We start from the raw sequence: 15229 nt of genomic DNA, 5'->3' as shown, positions 1-15229 counted from the left end.
GGACAGATGGATGAAATTTGGGCGAAACAGCTCTGATTTTGTCTTTGTAAAGAAAATCCGTTGCGGTCTTTACCAATTCGGCTTGCGCTATTCGCTATCCAAACTCTACAATCTGGCTCAGGAACTATCTTTACCGGGTACGTCTTATTGAGTGCCTGTAAAGGCTGGTCAGGATTCCGGACGGTACGGATACATTGCATTTTTTACGCTCCTGTGTTGCAGTGAAGGGCGAAGTGGAAGTTGATGACTGCTCTGGAAATTTATCCTGCGACGTCATGTCATACCTGGGACTCTCAAGGTCTGTAGGTAACTATGGTATGCACATCCTCTGATGGACCGGCAATGGATTTAATCGCCTGTTGTCCCCAGTAACAGGGATGCTCAAACCAAAATTCAATCTGATGCTGACTCTACGGAGACATATATGGCCTGGAACGAGCCGGGTGGAAACAACCAGGATCCATGGGGCGGTGGTAACAAAGGCGATAAGCAAGGACCACCGGACCTGGATGATGCTTTTCGCAAATTTCAGGAAAAACTGAATTCCATGTTTGGGGGAGGCCGCAAAGGCGGTAGTGGCTCCGGTGGTGGTGCTCAGGCAGGCTCCTCTTCCGGTATTTTTATTGGCATCCTGATACTCGCTGTTGCTGCCTACATCTGGAATGCGGTCTATACCGTTGATGAAAAAGAGCAGGCTGTCATCCTGCGCTTTGGTGAGTATGCAGAGACGGTCGGCCCTGGCCTGCATATGTACTTCCCTCCCATTGAAACCAAGTTTCAGGAACGGGTGACTGAACTTCGGACCTATAACCTTCTGCAGCAAATGTTGACCGAAGACGAGAACATCGTCGAGGTGGCCATGTCGGTTCAGTACAACATTGATGATATCAAGCACTATGTTCTTAACGTTGCCAAGCCGCTGGTCAGTCTGGAAGAAGCGACACAGAGTGCATTGCGTCATGTTGTCGGTGGCTCCGAGATGTACCAGGTGTTGACCGAAGGTCGTGAGGTGATGGGTATCGAAGTGCGTGATCGCCTTCAGGCTTATCTGGATAGCTACGGTACCGGTCTTAATGTTGCCAAGGTAAACATTGAGAGCGCCCATCCTCCTAAAGAAGTGCAGGCAGCGTTTGACGACGTTATCCGCGCCCGTGAGGATGAAGAAAGGGCCAAGAACAAGGCCCAGGTGTATGCCAACAAGATCATTCCGGAAGCCCGTGGTCAGGCTCAGCGTATTATTGAGAGTGCCAACGGTTACCGTGATGAGGTAGTCGCCAGGTCAGAGGGTGAAGCGGATCGTTTCGTGAAACTGTTGGGTGAGTACCAGCAGGCACCTGAAGTAACCCGCGAGCGTCTGTATATTGAGGCGATTGAAGACGTGTTCAGTAAATCCAGCAAGGTACTGGTGGATGTTGAAGGTGGCAACAACATGATGTATCTGCCGCTGGATAAACTGACACAGTCCCATGGTAGCAGCAAAGTGCCATCCAGACAGTTATCTGCCCAGGAATTAAACGAGATTACCACCCGGGTGACAGAAGAATTGAATAAACGCGTCAATAGCTCGCGAGTCAGTGGGGGGAGGGTAAGTCGATGAGTCAGAAAGCCTTCACTGGACTGATTATTTCTCTGGTTGTTGTAATACTGGCGTGGGGAAGTTTATTCGTTATCTCCGAGCGGGAGAGGGCGGTGCAACTTCGTTTTGGTCAGGTAGTACGTGACAGTATTCCTCCGGGCCTGCATGTGAAAATCCCGCTGGTTGACAAGGTTAAGGTGTTCGATGGTCGTCTGCAGACTCTGGATGTGCCATCCGAGCGCTTCCTGACCCTTGAGCAGAAGGCCGTGATTGTGGATTCCTACATCAAGTGGCGCATTCACAACGTCTACGACTTCTACCGTGCAACGGCAGGCGATGTATTCCGTGCCAGCAACCTGCTTGCCCAGCGTGCTGAGTCCAGCATGCGGAACCAGTTTGGTAGCCTCACTCTGAACGAAGTGGTGTCCGGCCAGCGTGATGAGATGATGGAAGAGCTGACCACTACGCTGAATGAAGTTGCCCAGGATGAGCTGGGGGTTAGTGTTATGGATGTACGTATCAAGCGGATTGACCTGCCTCCCCAGGTCAGTGACTCGGTATTTGAGCGGATGTCATCCGAGCGTGAGAAAGAGGCTCAGGACTATCGTTCCCGCGGTCAGGAGATGGCAGAAGGTATCATGGCCAATGCCGACCGTGAAAAGCAGGTGGTTCTGGCCGATGCCTACCGTCAGTCTGAAATGATCCGCGGTGACGGGGATGCCAGGTCAGCTGAGATTTATGCCAAAGCGTATCAGCAGGATCGGGAATTCTATGCCTTCTATCGTAGCCTTCAGGCCTACAAAGATAGTTTCGGAGAGACGGGTAATGTCATGCTGATAGAACCAAAAGGTGATTTCTTCCGCTATTTTAATCACGATAAGCAAGGCAAATAATGAACTCTTGCTGTCAGCGTTAAAAAACCGTGGTAATATTATCAAAACCGGGCTTCGCCCGGTTTTTTCGTGTGTGGGTTCATTGAACGTGTGGCCACGTCGGGATCTAAACAGCGGAGAATGGACAATGGACTTTGCGCAGCAGTTGTTGATTGCTTTCAGCCTGATGCTGGTGCTTGAGGGCGTTGTGCCATTTCTTTACCCACAGCGTTGGCGACAGTTAGTGCGTCGGCTGGCTGACATTGCTGACCGGCAACTTAGAATGGCCGGTCTGATCAGCATGCTGGTGGGTGTGGCTTTACTGTATCTGATCAATAGTTAGCCACTTCGCTCTGGACACTTGCCAAGCACCGGGTGTGGGCAGGTAGCGAAGAAAAAACTTCCACAGTAACAATAAGAGAGGCTGTTATGACCGTCGCTGATCGCTGGCTGCTGCCCGATGGAATTGAGGAAATTCTGCCCGGCAGGGCCCGTTGTGCTGAAAAGTTAAGGCGCGACATACTCGACCTGTTTGACCTCTGGGGTTACCAACTGGTGATTCCTCCCCATCTGGAATTTATTGAGTCACTGACGGCAGGTGTCGGTCATGACCTGGATCTGCAAACCTTCAAGGTAACCGATCAGCTGACTGGTAGAACCATGGGATTAAGGGCAGATACAACACCGGCGGTAGCCAGAATTGATGCCCATACCCTGAAAGTGGATGGGCCGGTAAGACTTTGTTATTCAGGCAGTGTCTTTCATACCCGCCCCGCTTCCCTCGGGGCTTCAAGGTCACCCATCCAGATCGGTGCAGAGCTGTATGGTCACTCTGGCGTTGCAAGTGACCTGGAAGTGATTTCCCTGATGCTGGAAACCCTGGCTCAGGTGGAGGCCGACTCAGTCAGTCTGGATCTTGGGCATGTGCAGATTTACCGTTTGCTGGCATCTCAGGCCGGACTATCCGGTGATCAGGAGCTGGCGCTTTTTGATGCCTTGCAGCGCAAGGCGATCTCTGAGGTTGAACAGCTGGTCAATCAGTGGGATATCAGTGTAGGGTCTGCCCGAATGCTGAAAAGCCTGCCCAATCTGGCCGGTGGTCCGGAAATACTGGAACGGGCCAGGGGTGAGCTGGCTGATGGTCCTGAGGGCGTCGCCACTGCTCTGGATGAACTCGGGTTGATTGCCAGAGAGATTACCAGTCTCTATCCGGGTGCTGACTTCTATTTCGACCTGGGCGAACTCAGGGGCTACAACTATCATACAGGTGTCGTTTTTGCGGCTTATCTGCCCGGTCAGGGGCAGGCAATCGCCAAAGGCGGGCGCTATGATGGGATCGGTGAAGTCTTCGGCCGATCACGCCCTGCGACCGGTTTCAGCACTGACCTCAAGACGCTTATGGAGCTTAAGGCGTTGCTGGAACTGAAAACAGAAAGTACAGATGACTGTACCGAAGGCAAGACCATTTTTGCGCCTGTTGGTGCAGATGCTGCCTTGGTGCAGTCCCTGCGTCGGCAGGGGGAACGGGTAGTTCGCCAGCTGCCCGGGCAAGCGACAGAAGCAGCGGGCATGGGGTGCAACCATCAGCTGATCTGCCGTGACGGCGAATGGTTGGTTGAACCGTTATAAATTGCATTGAAACTAAGAGACCGATTCCATGGGTAAGACTGTTGTCGTACTTGGCACCCAGTGGGGTGATGAAGGTAAAGGCAAGATTGTCGACCTGCTGACCGAGCAGGCGGAAGCTGTAGTTCGCTTCCAGGGCGGCCATAATGCCGGACACACCCTTGTTATTAATGGTGAGAAAACCGTTCTGCACCTGATTCCATCCGGAATCCTGCGGGAAGATGTGGTTTGTTACATCGGTAACGGTGTTGTGCTCTCTCCTGAAGCGTTGCTGAAAGAGATGAAGCAGTTGGAAGAAACCGGTGTTCCTGTGCGTGAGCGCCTGAAACTCAGTCCCGCCTGTCCTCTGATTCTGCCTTACCATGTGGCGCTGGATCAGGCCCGTGAGCTGGCCCGTGGCGAAGCCAAAATCGGTACGACGGGTCGTGGTATCGGTCCTGCCTACGAAGACAAGGTAGCTCGCCGAGGTTTACGTGTTGCTGATCTGCTGCACCCTGAACGTTTTGCCAGAAAGCTGAAAGAAGTGATGGATTATCACAACTTTGCCCTGCAGCACTACTACAAGACAGAAGTCGTAGATTACCAGACTGTTCTGGATGACACACTGGCCATGGCCAGGGAACTGATTCCGATGATTGATCGTGTATCAGACCGCCTGCATGAGCATCATGGGCGTGGTGACCACATTCTGTTTGAAGGTGCCCAGGGTTCTCTGCTGGATATCGACCACGGCACATACCCGTTTGTCACGTCATCCAACACCACCGCAGGTGGTACCTCTACGGGAACTGGTTTTGGTCCGCTGTACCTGGATTATGTACTGGGTATTACCAAGGCTTACACCACCCGTGTGGGTTCAGGTCCCTTCCCGACAGAGTTGGATGACGAAAATGGCCGCCATCTGGCCAAAGTCGGTAATGAGTTCGGTGCTACGACCGGTCGTCCACGCCGTTGTGGCTGGTTTGATGCCGTAGCCCTGAGACAGGCTATTCAGATCAACTCGGTCAGTGGCCTCTGCCTGACCAAACTGGATGTGCTTGACGGTCTGGAAGCAATCCGCATTTGCGTGGATTACAAGAACGCTGATGGTGAGTCCATTACCACGCCTGTTGATGTTGAAGAGTACGAGTCGGTTCAGCCAGTCTATGAAGAGATGCCGGGCTGGAGTGAGTCAACGTTTGGTGTGAAGAGCCTTGATGAGCTGCCTGCCAATGCGCTGGCTTATATCAAGCGTCTTGAAGAAGTAACTGGTGCACCGATTGATATTATTTCCACCGGACCGGACCGTGTAGAAACTATCGTTCTGCGTCAGCCGTTTGCCTGATCATCAGGATTGGCCTCTGTGAAAAAATCGCCGGTTTATCATTGGATAAATCGGCTCTTAGGTAAAATATTGGCAGTAGTTGTGGTTTTGACTTGAACTTCTGCACTGCTGGAAGCCCGCTCCAAAACGGTATTTCAGTGAACCTTTCCGGGTTAACCTTGTCTAATTGATCAATGAACTTTGCTTTGGCTGTTAATTCAGCAAAACACAGTAATCATTATCTCAAAGTGGCTTGATTTAATTGGTGAAGCTGAAACACATAAAGTTCTGATCGTTAACTGCAAAAAAAATCCTGGTTTTGGGGCTGGCACCGGGTCTCATTAGAGATGACTCGAAGCGACTGGCAGATCGTCAAAATAGTGCAGCTGTTCAAAAATGAGTGGAGTGTAACTGCTCAAAAAGACTCTCAAACCTTACAAAAATCTACCGGATGGAAGTTCTGTTGGGTGTCATATTTCAGCCATTGCTGAATAAATCAAGCATCAGGCTTAACGTTTTTAAGAGTCATAACCCGGTGGTGGATTTGGATAAAGACGGTGATAATCGGGCGGAGCTTCGTAAGATATGTTCAAAAATAAGTCCAGGATTTTATCGTTTAGTTGATCGCAGTTAAGATGTTGAAAATCAGCAGGTGATAGGTCATACCTGTCTTGGTGCCTGATAGCAAACAGTGTGAGAAATTGTTGTTTGAACAGCTTGTTTTCACTTGCCAAAACTTGGTTGCGAAAGGCATTAGAGTTGGCAATTTTGTCCCTCAGAGCGTTGAGTAAAATATCAAAACGCTGGTTTAATTTGTGAAAACATCCTTTAGAGTATTTGTCCATAAAAATAATCAGCAGGTTTTCAGCGGCTCCAGTGCCAATAGGTAAGCCGGGGTCCAGAGTCTGGTCTGTAAGCAGATGCTCAGCCAGGCCGAAGTTATCAAACATCAGGGTCTGGCCAAGAAAATTTACGTGTATGAAAGTGCTTCGTGGATGTTGATAAAAACTCTGATTATCTACTTTGCTGGATAGAGCGAACGCACCCGTTTGGTAAAAAGATATCTCCGTGTTCACATCGACCTGATCGTGACTGACAAGCATTTTACAGATTTCTTCCCTGTTCTTATTGCCAGGGTTGCTGTTTATTAATTCCTTTGGAGTAAAATGAAGATAATGGCCCTCGGTATCCCCAAGCCTGATGGTGACTTCAGGGAAAATATGAACATTATTAAGCAATATTCTAACTATTTCTGGTGTCAGTTTTTCTGTAACATGATGCTGGCGATGGCCTCCCCGCTCATCAAACATTCTTTTTGGGGGGATCAGCAAATTTTCACCCGCTAAGGCATTATTCGGAAAGGCCCCAAACTCAAGCAATAATTCCAGTGCTTCTGCCTTGCCGTGTGCCGCCGCTTTGGCTGCCGCATCTTCCAGCTCTACCCCAACAGTATTACTGGAAACTATATGGTGGTGGCGAACAAGGCGTCTGATCAGTGGCACATCACCGGTTGCCGCAGCCCTTAACAATATCGTTTCTCGACTCTTGAATTTCAGAGAAATCAAGTTAATGGCTTGATGGCAACGGAGGGTGAGCCTCTGACGAAAAGTCCGCCGGGTTGCTTGATACGGTGGTGCATCAGTGGCATTTGACGATTGATTGCCAGTCCGGATGGGGGAGGGGGCAGGGCTGCTACTGTGTATCATGCTTCTGACTTCGTTGAATTTATGATGTTTCGGGATTGGTCTTTGCAAACCCCGGAGTTCCAGCAATCAAAGACTTTGACTTGCCTGCCAGTCAATAAGTTCCCGGTCTCAAGCCGTTTTTCTGTCCGGGGGAAATATGATTTGCCTTCAGGGATCCGGCTTGCATTCACTGTTGCCGCCGGTTGTTTTGGGATAACACTGAGATCAGCTATTCTTCTGTTATGCTCTCTTTTCACTTTCTCCCTTTGCATTAATAGTCTGATGCATGTACTAATACAGAATGGATTCAATGTTGACTTCTCCCCCCTCCATGGCCTTTGAAGAAAGATATCATGATAGTAGATTTTCATTTTCACCAGGCAGCCCCGGGCTGCCATACGCCATAAAAGAGGTGCAATAAGCCCATGTCAAAAGGGTGGAAAAGCCAGGATAGTCAGGCATCTCTCGAAGCAGAGCGCTATGAAAACCCGATCCCCAGTCGTCTGTACATTATGGAATACCTTGAGCAGCGAGGGGCTCCGGTCAGCCATCGGGCGTTATGTCGTGCACTGGGTATAAACGACGAAGAACAGCAGGAAGCGCTGATGTTCCGCCTTAAGGCGATGATCCGCGATGGTCAGCTGCTGCAAAATCGCAAGAATGCCTTTGCCCTGATCAGTAAGCTGAATCTTATTAAAGGGGTTGTTCAGGGCAATAAAGAGGGATTTGGCTTTTTAATGCCGGATGGTGGTGGTGAAGATCTCTACCTTTCCCCCCGTGAGATGCGCCAGCTGTTTGATGGTGACCGTGCGGTTGTGCGTGAATCTGGTGTCGATCATCGTGGCCGCAGGGAAGGTCAGCTGGTTGAGGTGATTGAGAGAAATACGACACAGGTTGTCGGTCGCTACTATACCGAGTCTGGTGCGGCCTTTATGGTGCCTGAAAACCCCCGTATCAGCCGGGAGATTATTGTTCAGCCGGGCCCGCTGATGCCCACGGAGGGACAATACATTCTGCTGGAAATTACCCGGCAGCCCGGCCGTCGCAACATGCCTATGGGCATTGTTAAGGAAATTCTCGGTGGCAGAGCCGATGCCGGTATGGAGGTCGAGGTTGCTGTTCGCACCCATAATATTCCCCATGACTGGCCGGAAGCGGTGGAAAAACAGTGCAAGGGTTTTACCACTGAGGTCGCAGAGTCGGACAAAGATTGCCGGGTCGATTTACGGGCAACGCCGTTTGTCACTATTGACGGTGAAGATGCCCGTGATTTTGATGATGCGGTTTATTGTGAGTCAAAAAAAGGCGGCGGCTGGCGACTGTTTGTTGCGATTGCCGATGTTTCCCACTATGTGAAACCAGGCTCGGCCCTGGATAAGGAAGCGGTTAACCGGGGGACCTCAGTTTACTTCCCGGGGCATGTGATTCCCATGTTGCCAGAGGTGCTGTCCAATGGTTTGTGCTCCCTGAACCCCGAAGTAGATCGACTGGCAATGGTCTGTGAAATGACCATCAGTGGCAAAGGCAAGATTTCCGGCTACAAATTCTATGAGGGTGTTATCCGCTCCCATGCCCGGCTGACGTATACCAAAGTCTGGGATATGTTGTCCCTCAGTGATGAGGGACGGGAGCTACGGCAACAGTACCAGCCATTAGTGCCTCACCTTGAGCATCTGTACTCGCTCTACAAGACATTGGTATCCTTACGGGCAGAGCGGGGTACGATTGATTTTGATACGGTGGAGACCCAGATTATTTTTGGTCGCCACCGCAAGATTGAGCAGATTGTGCCCAGGGAGCGTAATGACGCCCATAAGTTGATTGAAGAGTGTATGCTGTGTGCCAATGTGTGTGCGGCAAAGTTCCTGGAAAAGCACAACCTCCCGGGGCTTTACCGTGTACACGAAGGGCCGACGCTGGAGAAGAAGCTTAACCTGAACAGTTTTCTTGGCAGTCTGGGTCTGGCACTCCCCTCAGGAAAAATCACCCCCCGTGATATTCAGGCATTGTTGCTTACGGTAAAAGATCGTCCTGATTACCATGTGATTCAGACCGTGGTACTGCGCTCAATGAGTCAGGCGGTCTACAGTGGTGATAATCAGGGGCATTTTGGCCTGGCCTTCAAGGCTTATGCACACTTTACCTCGCCCATCCGGCGTTACCCTGACCTGCTGGTGCACAGGGCGATTCGTCATATTATCCGCTCAGAGAGTCCCTCCCGGCATGTGGTTCGTGTGGGGGCCAGCCCCATACCTGAAAAGCGCATCTACCCCTATAACGCCGGCGATATTCAGGCACTGGGAGAGCACTGTTCCACCACAGAGCGGCGGGCTGATCTGGCAACCCGCGATGCCATGGACTGGCTGAAGTGCGACTATATGCAGCAGCATATTGGTCAGACCTTCAGCGGTATTGTCTCTTCAGTGACCGGATTCGGGTTGTTTGTTGAGTTGAAAGATGTCTATGTCGAGGGATTGGTTCATGTGACCAGCCTGCCGGATGACTATTACATTTACGACAACGTCCATCACTGCATGCGCGGTGAGCGGACAGGCCGCCGGTTTGGCCTGGGCGATGAACTGGAGGTGATGGTCAGTAAGGTGGATCTGGATGATAAGAAGATCGACTTTGAACTGCTGTCAACACTTAGCAAGCCGGGAAGAAGAAAATCCTCCGGTAAATCCGGTTCTGCTAAAAAATCCCGCTCATCCGGAAGCGCCGCGCTTGGCAGTCGATTTAAATCGGCAGCAGCCAAGGCAAAACTGCTCAGAGAAGCCAGGGCTGCGGAAGAGGCGGCAAAAAAAGGAAAAGGCTCTTCATCCGCTAAGGGCTCTTCATCCGCTAAAGGCTCTTCATCCGCTAAGGGCTCTTCATCCGCTAAAGGCTCTTCATCCGCTAAAGGCTCTTCCGAAGACGGCAAGCCATCCGGTCGTAAGTCGAAAGGCAGGAAATCGACCAAAACAACGGCTAAAAAGGGTAAGCCAACCGCTTCCGGTAAAAAAAAGGTTGCTGGTAAGAAGAAAACCAGCAGCGCCCGGAAGTCTGATTCTGCCAAAGCCTCAAAGCCAACGGGTAGACAGCCTCGTAAACGGAAGATCAGTCAATAAGCTTCGCACCACAGGGATTATCAATCATTGCTTCCTGGCTCCATGGGTTACTCCGAGAGCCTTTCACTTTATTCAACGTAAGCGCTTATTTAAGGACGTCTTCAAAACCCATCACCTGCCTGCCACGCTAACCCCTGTTTCAAAAACAGGAGCGAGCCGTGAATCAAAAACAACCTAACCGCCGCACTGCTCAACAGTGGCAAGCCCTCATCGATCAACAGCGGGAAAGCGGCGTCAGCCAGAAAGCTTTTTGCCTTTCCCGCAATATCTGCCTGTCCACCTTCACATTGCGCTGACCAATCTGGAGCAGCGTGCTGGACAGTTGTTACAACCTGTCGCCCATGAAGTACTGAATAGCTGCCTTGAAAGTCACACCCTGGCACTGGATGAAACACCGTCAAAAGCCGGGCTGAAATGCAAGGGTAAAATGGAAAAAGGCTACTTCTGGTGCTTTTATGGCGACCACGAAGAAATAGCCTTTGCTCGAAATACCCAAAGATCACTCATGCCGAGTGCTGGACACACAGCCGACGTTATTTTGTCAAGTCAGAAAAAGCGGAACCCGAAGCGACCAAAGAAGCCCTGAAACAGATCGGCGCACTGTACAAGGTTGAAGATGACATCCGTCGTCAGGGGCTGGAAGGCGATACACTGCGTGATTATCGCCAACAAAAAGCCAAACCCCTGGTTGACCAGTTCTTTGAGTGGAACGGGGAACAGCTGAGACGGCTTGACCTGGTTCCCGACAACCCTCTGAGCAAGGCACTGGGCTATGTTCACAAGCGGGAAAAAGAGCTTCAGGTTTACCTGAACGATCCAACGGTAGCGATAGACACCAATCATCTTGAACGTGGCCTTCGTTGCATCCCGATGGGAAGAAAGAACTGGATGTTCTGCTGGACAGAAGAAGGCGCAGACAATGTTGCCGTGTTCCAGGCGCTGATCACCAGCTGCCTCCTGGCGGGCATTGATCCCTACAAATACCTGGTTGATGTGCTTCAACGCATCAGCCTCCACCCGGCCCGTGATATCAGGGAATTGATACCGCGACTCTGGAAAGAGAAATTCGGGGCCAATCCATTAAAAGCCGATCTCGACAAGTAGGGGGAGTCTGCCCCCTGCTTGGACGCTTACACTGTAACTCTGGAAACTATTGAAAAATAATCGGTTGACCCGGGAGCGCCAGAAACAGCGAAGAGTAACTTCTGTGGCTTATGGCCCGGAACTTTTTATTCTTTACCGGGTCTAACTTATAATGCTTGACGAAAAAAAATTAACAGGGAGGTTAGTATTATGACCCCTTCTTATATTGCCGGGGCAAGCGGATACCCGGCGTCTTCAAGGTCCGAAAATACTGCGCCAAGTCGCGTTAGTGCTATCTGGCGCACCATTACCGGCTCATTCAGATGTCTTAGCAGTTCGAGTGCTGATGCTGTGTTGACTGACAGCCAGAGATACTCAGCAACTCCCTCAACGGATTTGAAGGTCAGAGACGTCAAAAGAACATCTTCAAGCCCCCTGGATTTGCCAGGCACTGATGAACATGCAAAGACCTTTAAAGAAGTTGTTCGTAGAATTGAGACAGACCAGCAATCGTTGATCATGGAAAAGGTTAATACCATTACCGAAGAGCATCTCAAACAAATTGCCCAATGTTGTAGCAAACCAGAACAAATCACTAAAGAACACCTCAGCTTTTTTCAAACTGATACCTTTGCCTATGCAGTGCTCCGTGCATTTCGGGAAAAGAAAATCAGCAGCAATGAATTTGCAACACTGGTTACCCTGCAGGGCGTTTACCTGGAAGGTATCCAGAATATAGATTCATTTGAAATTGTGCATCACAATCTGTTTGACGGAAAAGGACAAGCTAATAAAGTCAACTGGGAGATCATAGCGCTTTCACTAGAAAGCTCAGAATGGTTTTTTTCCGGTTCTTTTTTTGATGTAAGTTCCATCATCGAGAAAATGAAGCGTTTGTTTGAAAATGCACCTCCGGTTGAAGCAAGTTTCTGGAGCTGTAAGCGCCCGGATTTCTCAGATGAAGACAAAAGGCAGCGTACGATGTATAAAGTCCTGTCAAGCAGAAGCTTCAAAGTTTTATTTGATGACGACTGGTGGTCTGGGTGGCTGATATGCCCATCCATCACGTTGCGACAGGCTTTCATTGACAGTTTTTGTCAGGAAGAAGCCCATAAAGTCAATCCAGTGATCGGGACCAGTTCGCTTGAAGATATTAGAACCGGCGGCCTGAAAGGATGCAGAGACATGGCTATTCCGTTTCCTGGTCACCCTTTGCCAAAAACTGCTGATCACATAGCTGCTCGATGGATTCTCGAGTTTATGCAGCATGATTTTTATCATGCAGTGCGAGCCAGCATGTTAAAAAATGCGGATATCCATTTAATCATTGCCATGGCCGATGTTGTGAGAAAGATTAAAGCGTCCTTCCATGATGAGTACATCAGGGTGAAACAGCTGTCTGACCAGCAGCAAGAAAACTTTGAACGTTCTATTTCCAGTTACTCATGGGCAAAACGAAGCCAAATGAGAACAAAATGGCAGAAGGACGAAGAGGTGCTCAGTATAAAAAATACACTCGAATATCTGGAACGTACCACAAAAGCCCTGGGCCAACTTGCATTTAACCTTGATGATCTTGATACCCATAAACCAACGTGGGTTATAAGTTCGTATAATCATGATGAAGATCGATGCAGACATCACTTGTCAAATATTCTGCTTCAATTGAACAGCTCTGCGGGAAAATCGTGGCGTGAGTTACTGAGTGAAACCGATGCTGGCATTGTCGGCCAGTGCGTTATTCCGATGATTTCCGGTAATTTGTCTAATCCCCTGGAGTTGTATAATCATTTCTGCCGCACGATTGATTCGGAAATAAATTCTGGTGCCAGAGATCATCTCTCAAAAGAAGAGAAACAGAAATACGTAGGCAGAAGTAAAAAGTTGATTGAGCCGCTGAATCCATCGATTAAGCTGGATCAATCACAATGGCCGACTTTCCTTCGGGAAACAATGAAAAGTGTAGTGCCCATTTCAGGCAAAGGGGTATTTAATGAATAAATGAAGTTATGCCATTTACTGCTCTTTTTTGATGGATCGCACAATCAATTAAAGCCTCTTTTAAATAGTTATTAACTTGGGGCGTATCCACTGATTTATGGCCCGGAACTTTTTGTTGTCTATCGGGTCAAATATTCTAATAGCAAATAAAAAAATAACATGGAATTTAGAATTATGACCCCTTCCTGTATTGCCAGGGCAAACGGATACCCGGCGTCTTTAAGGTCCGAAAATACTGCGCCAAGTTGCGTTGGTGCTATCTGGCGCACCATTACCGGCTTATTCAGATCTGTCAGCAGCACGAGTGATGATGTTGCGTTACCTGACAATCAGAGATATTCAGCAACTCCCTCAACCGATTTGAAGGACAGAGACGTTAAAGGAACATCATTAAGCCCCTTGGTTTTGCCAGGCACTGATGACCATGCAAAGACGTTTAAAGAAACTGTTCGTAGAATTAAGAAAGACCAACACTCATTGATCATGGAGAAGGTAAACGCAATTACCACACCGCAGCTTGAACAGATTGCCCAGTGCTGCCGCAAACCAGAACAAATCACCACAGAGCAGCTCAGTTTTTTAAAATCTGAGACCTTTGCCTATGCAGCGCTCCGTGCATTTCGGGAAAAGAAAATCAGCAGCAATGAATTTGCAACTCTGGTTACCCTGCAGGGCGTTTACCTGGAGGGTATACAGGATATTGATTCATTTAAGATCGAGCATAACAAGTTGTTTGATGATAATGGAGAAGTTAATGAATACGCATGGAAAGTCATAGAGTATTCACTGAAAAGGTCGCAGATGTTTTTTCCCGTTTCTTCTTATAATGTAAATTCCATCATCCGGAAAATGCAGCTTTTGCTTAAAAACGCACCTGCGGTTGAGGCAGGCTTCTGGAGCTGCGAATTCCCTATTTCTAAAGACGAAGACCAAGGGCAGCGTACGATGAAAAAAGCCTTGTCAGCCGTAGACTTCCACGTTTTATTTCTTAGCTACGGCTACGGTGCGGGTTGGATGTTATGTCCGTCCATCACGTTGCGACAAGCTTTCATTGATAGTTATTGCCAGGAAGAAGCCCATAAAATCAATCCAGTGATCGGGGTCAGTTCACCTGAAGATATTAGAATCGGCAGCCTGAAAGGATACAGAGATATGGCTATTCCGTTTCCTGGCCATCCCTTGCCGAAAACGGCTGACCACTTTTCTGCTCGATGGATTCTCGTGTTTATGCAGCATGATCTTTATCATGCAGTACTAGCCAGCATGTTAAAAAATGCGGATATCCATTTAATTATTGCCATTGCTGATGTTGTGAGAAAGATTAAAGTATCCTTCAATAATGAATACCTTAGGGTAACACAGCTTTTAAAGGATCAGGAAGAAAGTTTTGAACACTCTATTTCCAATTGTTCACTGAAACATCAAAAGCGAATGAGAAAAGATTATCAGAAGAATGAAGCGGTGGTCAGTATAAAAAATACACTCGAATATCTGAAACGTGCCAGAAAAGCCCTGGGCCAACTTGCATTTAACCTTGTTGATCTTGATACTCATAATCGAGATTGGAGGATACATCCGAATGAATATGATAGACGGCGATTCGATTATCACTTGTTAAACATTCTGTATCAATTGAACAGGTCTCCGCATGCCCCGTGGCGTGAGTTTCTGAGTGAAACCGAAGCAGGCATTGTTGGCCAGTATATTATTCCAATGATTGTCGGTAATTTGTCTAATCCCCAGGAATTTTATAGTTATTACTGCCGGGAGATTGAGAAGGAAGTAAATTCTTATTCCGATGAAGTTCTCCCAAAAAAACAGAAAAATGAATACATCGCCAGGAGTCTGAAGTTGATTGAACCGCTGAAGCCATCGGTTAAGCTGGACCAATCACAATGGCCGACTTTTCTCCGGGAAACCATGATAGATGATAAATGAAGTGCGCATTCCACACTTCGAAATTGATTAATGAATAA

At 48.7% G+C, this 15229-nt stretch carries 11 protein-coding genes and 1 pseudogene; 11 read left to right on the top strand and 1 reads right to left on the bottom strand.

Features of this window, described 5'->3' with window-relative positions:
- The first annotated feature begins 424 nt into the window (after positions 1-424).
- From hflK to J7438_RS19430, 5 genes are all read left to right on the top strand, one after another.
- A complete protein-coding gene (gene hflK, locus J7438_RS19450) occupies positions 425-1597 on the top strand; it encodes an FtsH protease activity modulator HflK (RefSeq protein ID WP_209277864.1) in 1173 nt (390 codons plus the stop codon).
- On the top strand, positions 1594-2469 hold the full coding sequence (hflC, locus tag J7438_RS19445) for a protease modulator HflC (RefSeq protein ID WP_209277863.1): 876 nt from the start codon (positions 1594-1596) through the stop codon (positions 2467-2469). Before hflK ends, hflC begins: the two co-directional genes overlap by 4 nt.
- 127 nt (positions 2470-2596) lie before the next feature.
- On the top strand, positions 2597-2791 hold the full coding sequence (locus J7438_RS19440; protein WP_209203448.1) for a DUF2065 domain-containing protein: 195 nt from the start codon (positions 2597-2599) through the stop codon (positions 2789-2791).
- An 86-nt stretch (positions 2792-2877) separates the two neighbouring features.
- Positions 2878-4077, top strand: coding sequence for an ATP phosphoribosyltransferase regulatory subunit (locus J7438_RS19435; RefSeq protein WP_209277862.1), 1200 nt, complete (start codon positions 2878-2880; stop codon positions 4075-4077).
- Between the two features lie 28 nt (positions 4078-4105).
- On the top strand, positions 4106-5398 hold the full coding sequence (locus tag J7438_RS19430; RefSeq protein ID WP_209277861.1) for an adenylosuccinate synthase: 1293 nt from the start codon (positions 4106-4108) through the stop codon (positions 5396-5398).
- Positions 5399-5895: 497 nt separating this feature from the next.
- Here the strand turns inward: J7438_RS19430 and J7438_RS19425 are convergent, their stop codons facing one another.
- On the bottom strand, positions 5896-6687 hold the full coding sequence (locus J7438_RS19425; protein WP_209277860.1) for a hypothetical protein: 792 nt from the start codon (positions 6685-6687) through the stop codon (positions 5896-5898).
- Positions 6688-7487: 800 nt separating this feature from the next.
- On the opposite strand from J7438_RS19425, the gene rnr reads away from it, so the two are divergent.
- The 6 genes and pseudogenes from rnr to J7438_RS19400 all read left to right on the top strand — a co-directional run bounded on the left by rnr (position 7488) and on the right by J7438_RS19400 (position 15191).
- Entirely contained in the window at positions 7488-10169 is a 2682-nt protein-coding gene (gene rnr, locus J7438_RS19420) for a ribonuclease R (RefSeq protein ID WP_209277859.1), read from the top strand.
- A gap of 158 nt (positions 10170-10327) precedes the next feature.
- The gene (gene tnpA, locus J7438_RS19415; RefSeq protein WP_209277876.1) at positions 10328-10465 is read left to right on the top strand and encodes an IS66 family insertion sequence element accessory protein TnpA; all 138 of its coding nucleotides are present in this window, start codon (positions 10328-10330) and stop codon (positions 10463-10465) included.
- Positions 10420-11027: pseudogene (locus J7438_RS28425) on the top strand (IS66 family transposase); the annotation flags it as partial. The gene tnpA and the pseudogene J7438_RS28425, both read left to right, overlap by 46 nt.
- Before the next feature lie 12 nt (positions 11028-11039).
- Positions 11040-11273 (top strand): transposase domain-containing protein, encoded by a 234-nt coding sequence (locus J7438_RS27885; protein WP_353620165.1) that lies wholly within the window; start codon positions 11040-11042, stop codon positions 11271-11273.
- A gap of 189 nt (positions 11274-11462) precedes the next feature.
- Complete coding sequence (locus tag J7438_RS19405; protein WP_209203441.1) at positions 11463-13253, top strand: hypothetical protein; 1791 nt, start codon at positions 11463-11465, stop codon at positions 13251-13253.
- A gap of 159 nt (positions 13254-13412) precedes the next feature.
- The gene (locus tag J7438_RS19400; RefSeq protein WP_209277857.1) at positions 13413-15191 is read left to right on the top strand and encodes a hypothetical protein; all 1779 of its coding nucleotides are present in this window, start codon (positions 13413-13415) and stop codon (positions 15189-15191) included.
- The last annotated feature ends 38 nt before the right edge of the window (positions 15192-15229 follow it).

The sequence above is a fragment of the Thalassotalea sp. G20_0 genome, from assembly GCF_017744175.1.
In the GTDB taxonomy this organism is placed as follows: domain Bacteria; phylum Pseudomonadota; class Gammaproteobacteria; order Pseudomonadales; family Endozoicomonadaceae; genus Endozoicomonas.
This window is presented reverse-complemented; position numbering and strand designations above follow the sequence as displayed.

Bases quoted from the DNA above. Each gene is read 5' to 3' on its own strand.
- hflK (WP_209277864.1), top strand. From the start codon at position 425: ATGGCCTGGAACGAGCCGGGTGGAAACAACCAGGATCCATGGGGCGGT.
- hflC (WP_209277863.1), top strand. From the start codon at position 1,594: ATGAGTCAGAAAGCCTTCACTGGACTGATTATTTCTCTGGTTGTTGTA.
- J7438_RS19440 (WP_209203448.1), top strand. From the start codon at position 2,597: ATGGACTTTGCGCAGCAGTTGTTGATTGCTTTCAGCCTGATGCTGGTG.
- J7438_RS19435 (WP_209277862.1), top strand. From the start codon at position 2,878: ATGACCGTCGCTGATCGCTGGCTGCTGCCCGATGGAATTGAGGAAATT.
- J7438_RS19430 (WP_209277861.1), top strand. From the start codon at position 4,106: ATGGGTAAGACTGTTGTCGTACTTGGCACCCAGTGGGGTGATGAAGGT.
- J7438_RS19425 (WP_209277860.1), bottom strand. From the start codon at position 6,687: ATGTTTGATGAGCGGGGAGGCCATCGCCAGCATCATGTTACAGAAAAA.
- rnr (WP_209277859.1), top strand. From the start codon at position 7,488: ATGTCAAAAGGGTGGAAAAGCCAGGATAGTCAGGCATCTCTCGAAGCA.
- J7438_RS27885 (WP_353620165.1), top strand. From the start codon at position 11,040: ATGGGAAGAAAGAACTGGATGTTCTGCTGGACAGAAGAAGGCGCAGAC.
- J7438_RS19405 (WP_209203441.1), top strand. From the start codon at position 11,463: ATGACCCCTTCTTATATTGCCGGGGCAAGCGGATACCCGGCGTCTTCA.
- J7438_RS19400 (WP_209277857.1), top strand. From the start codon at position 13,413: ATGGAATTTAGAATTATGACCCCTTCCTGTATTGCCAGGGCAAACGGA.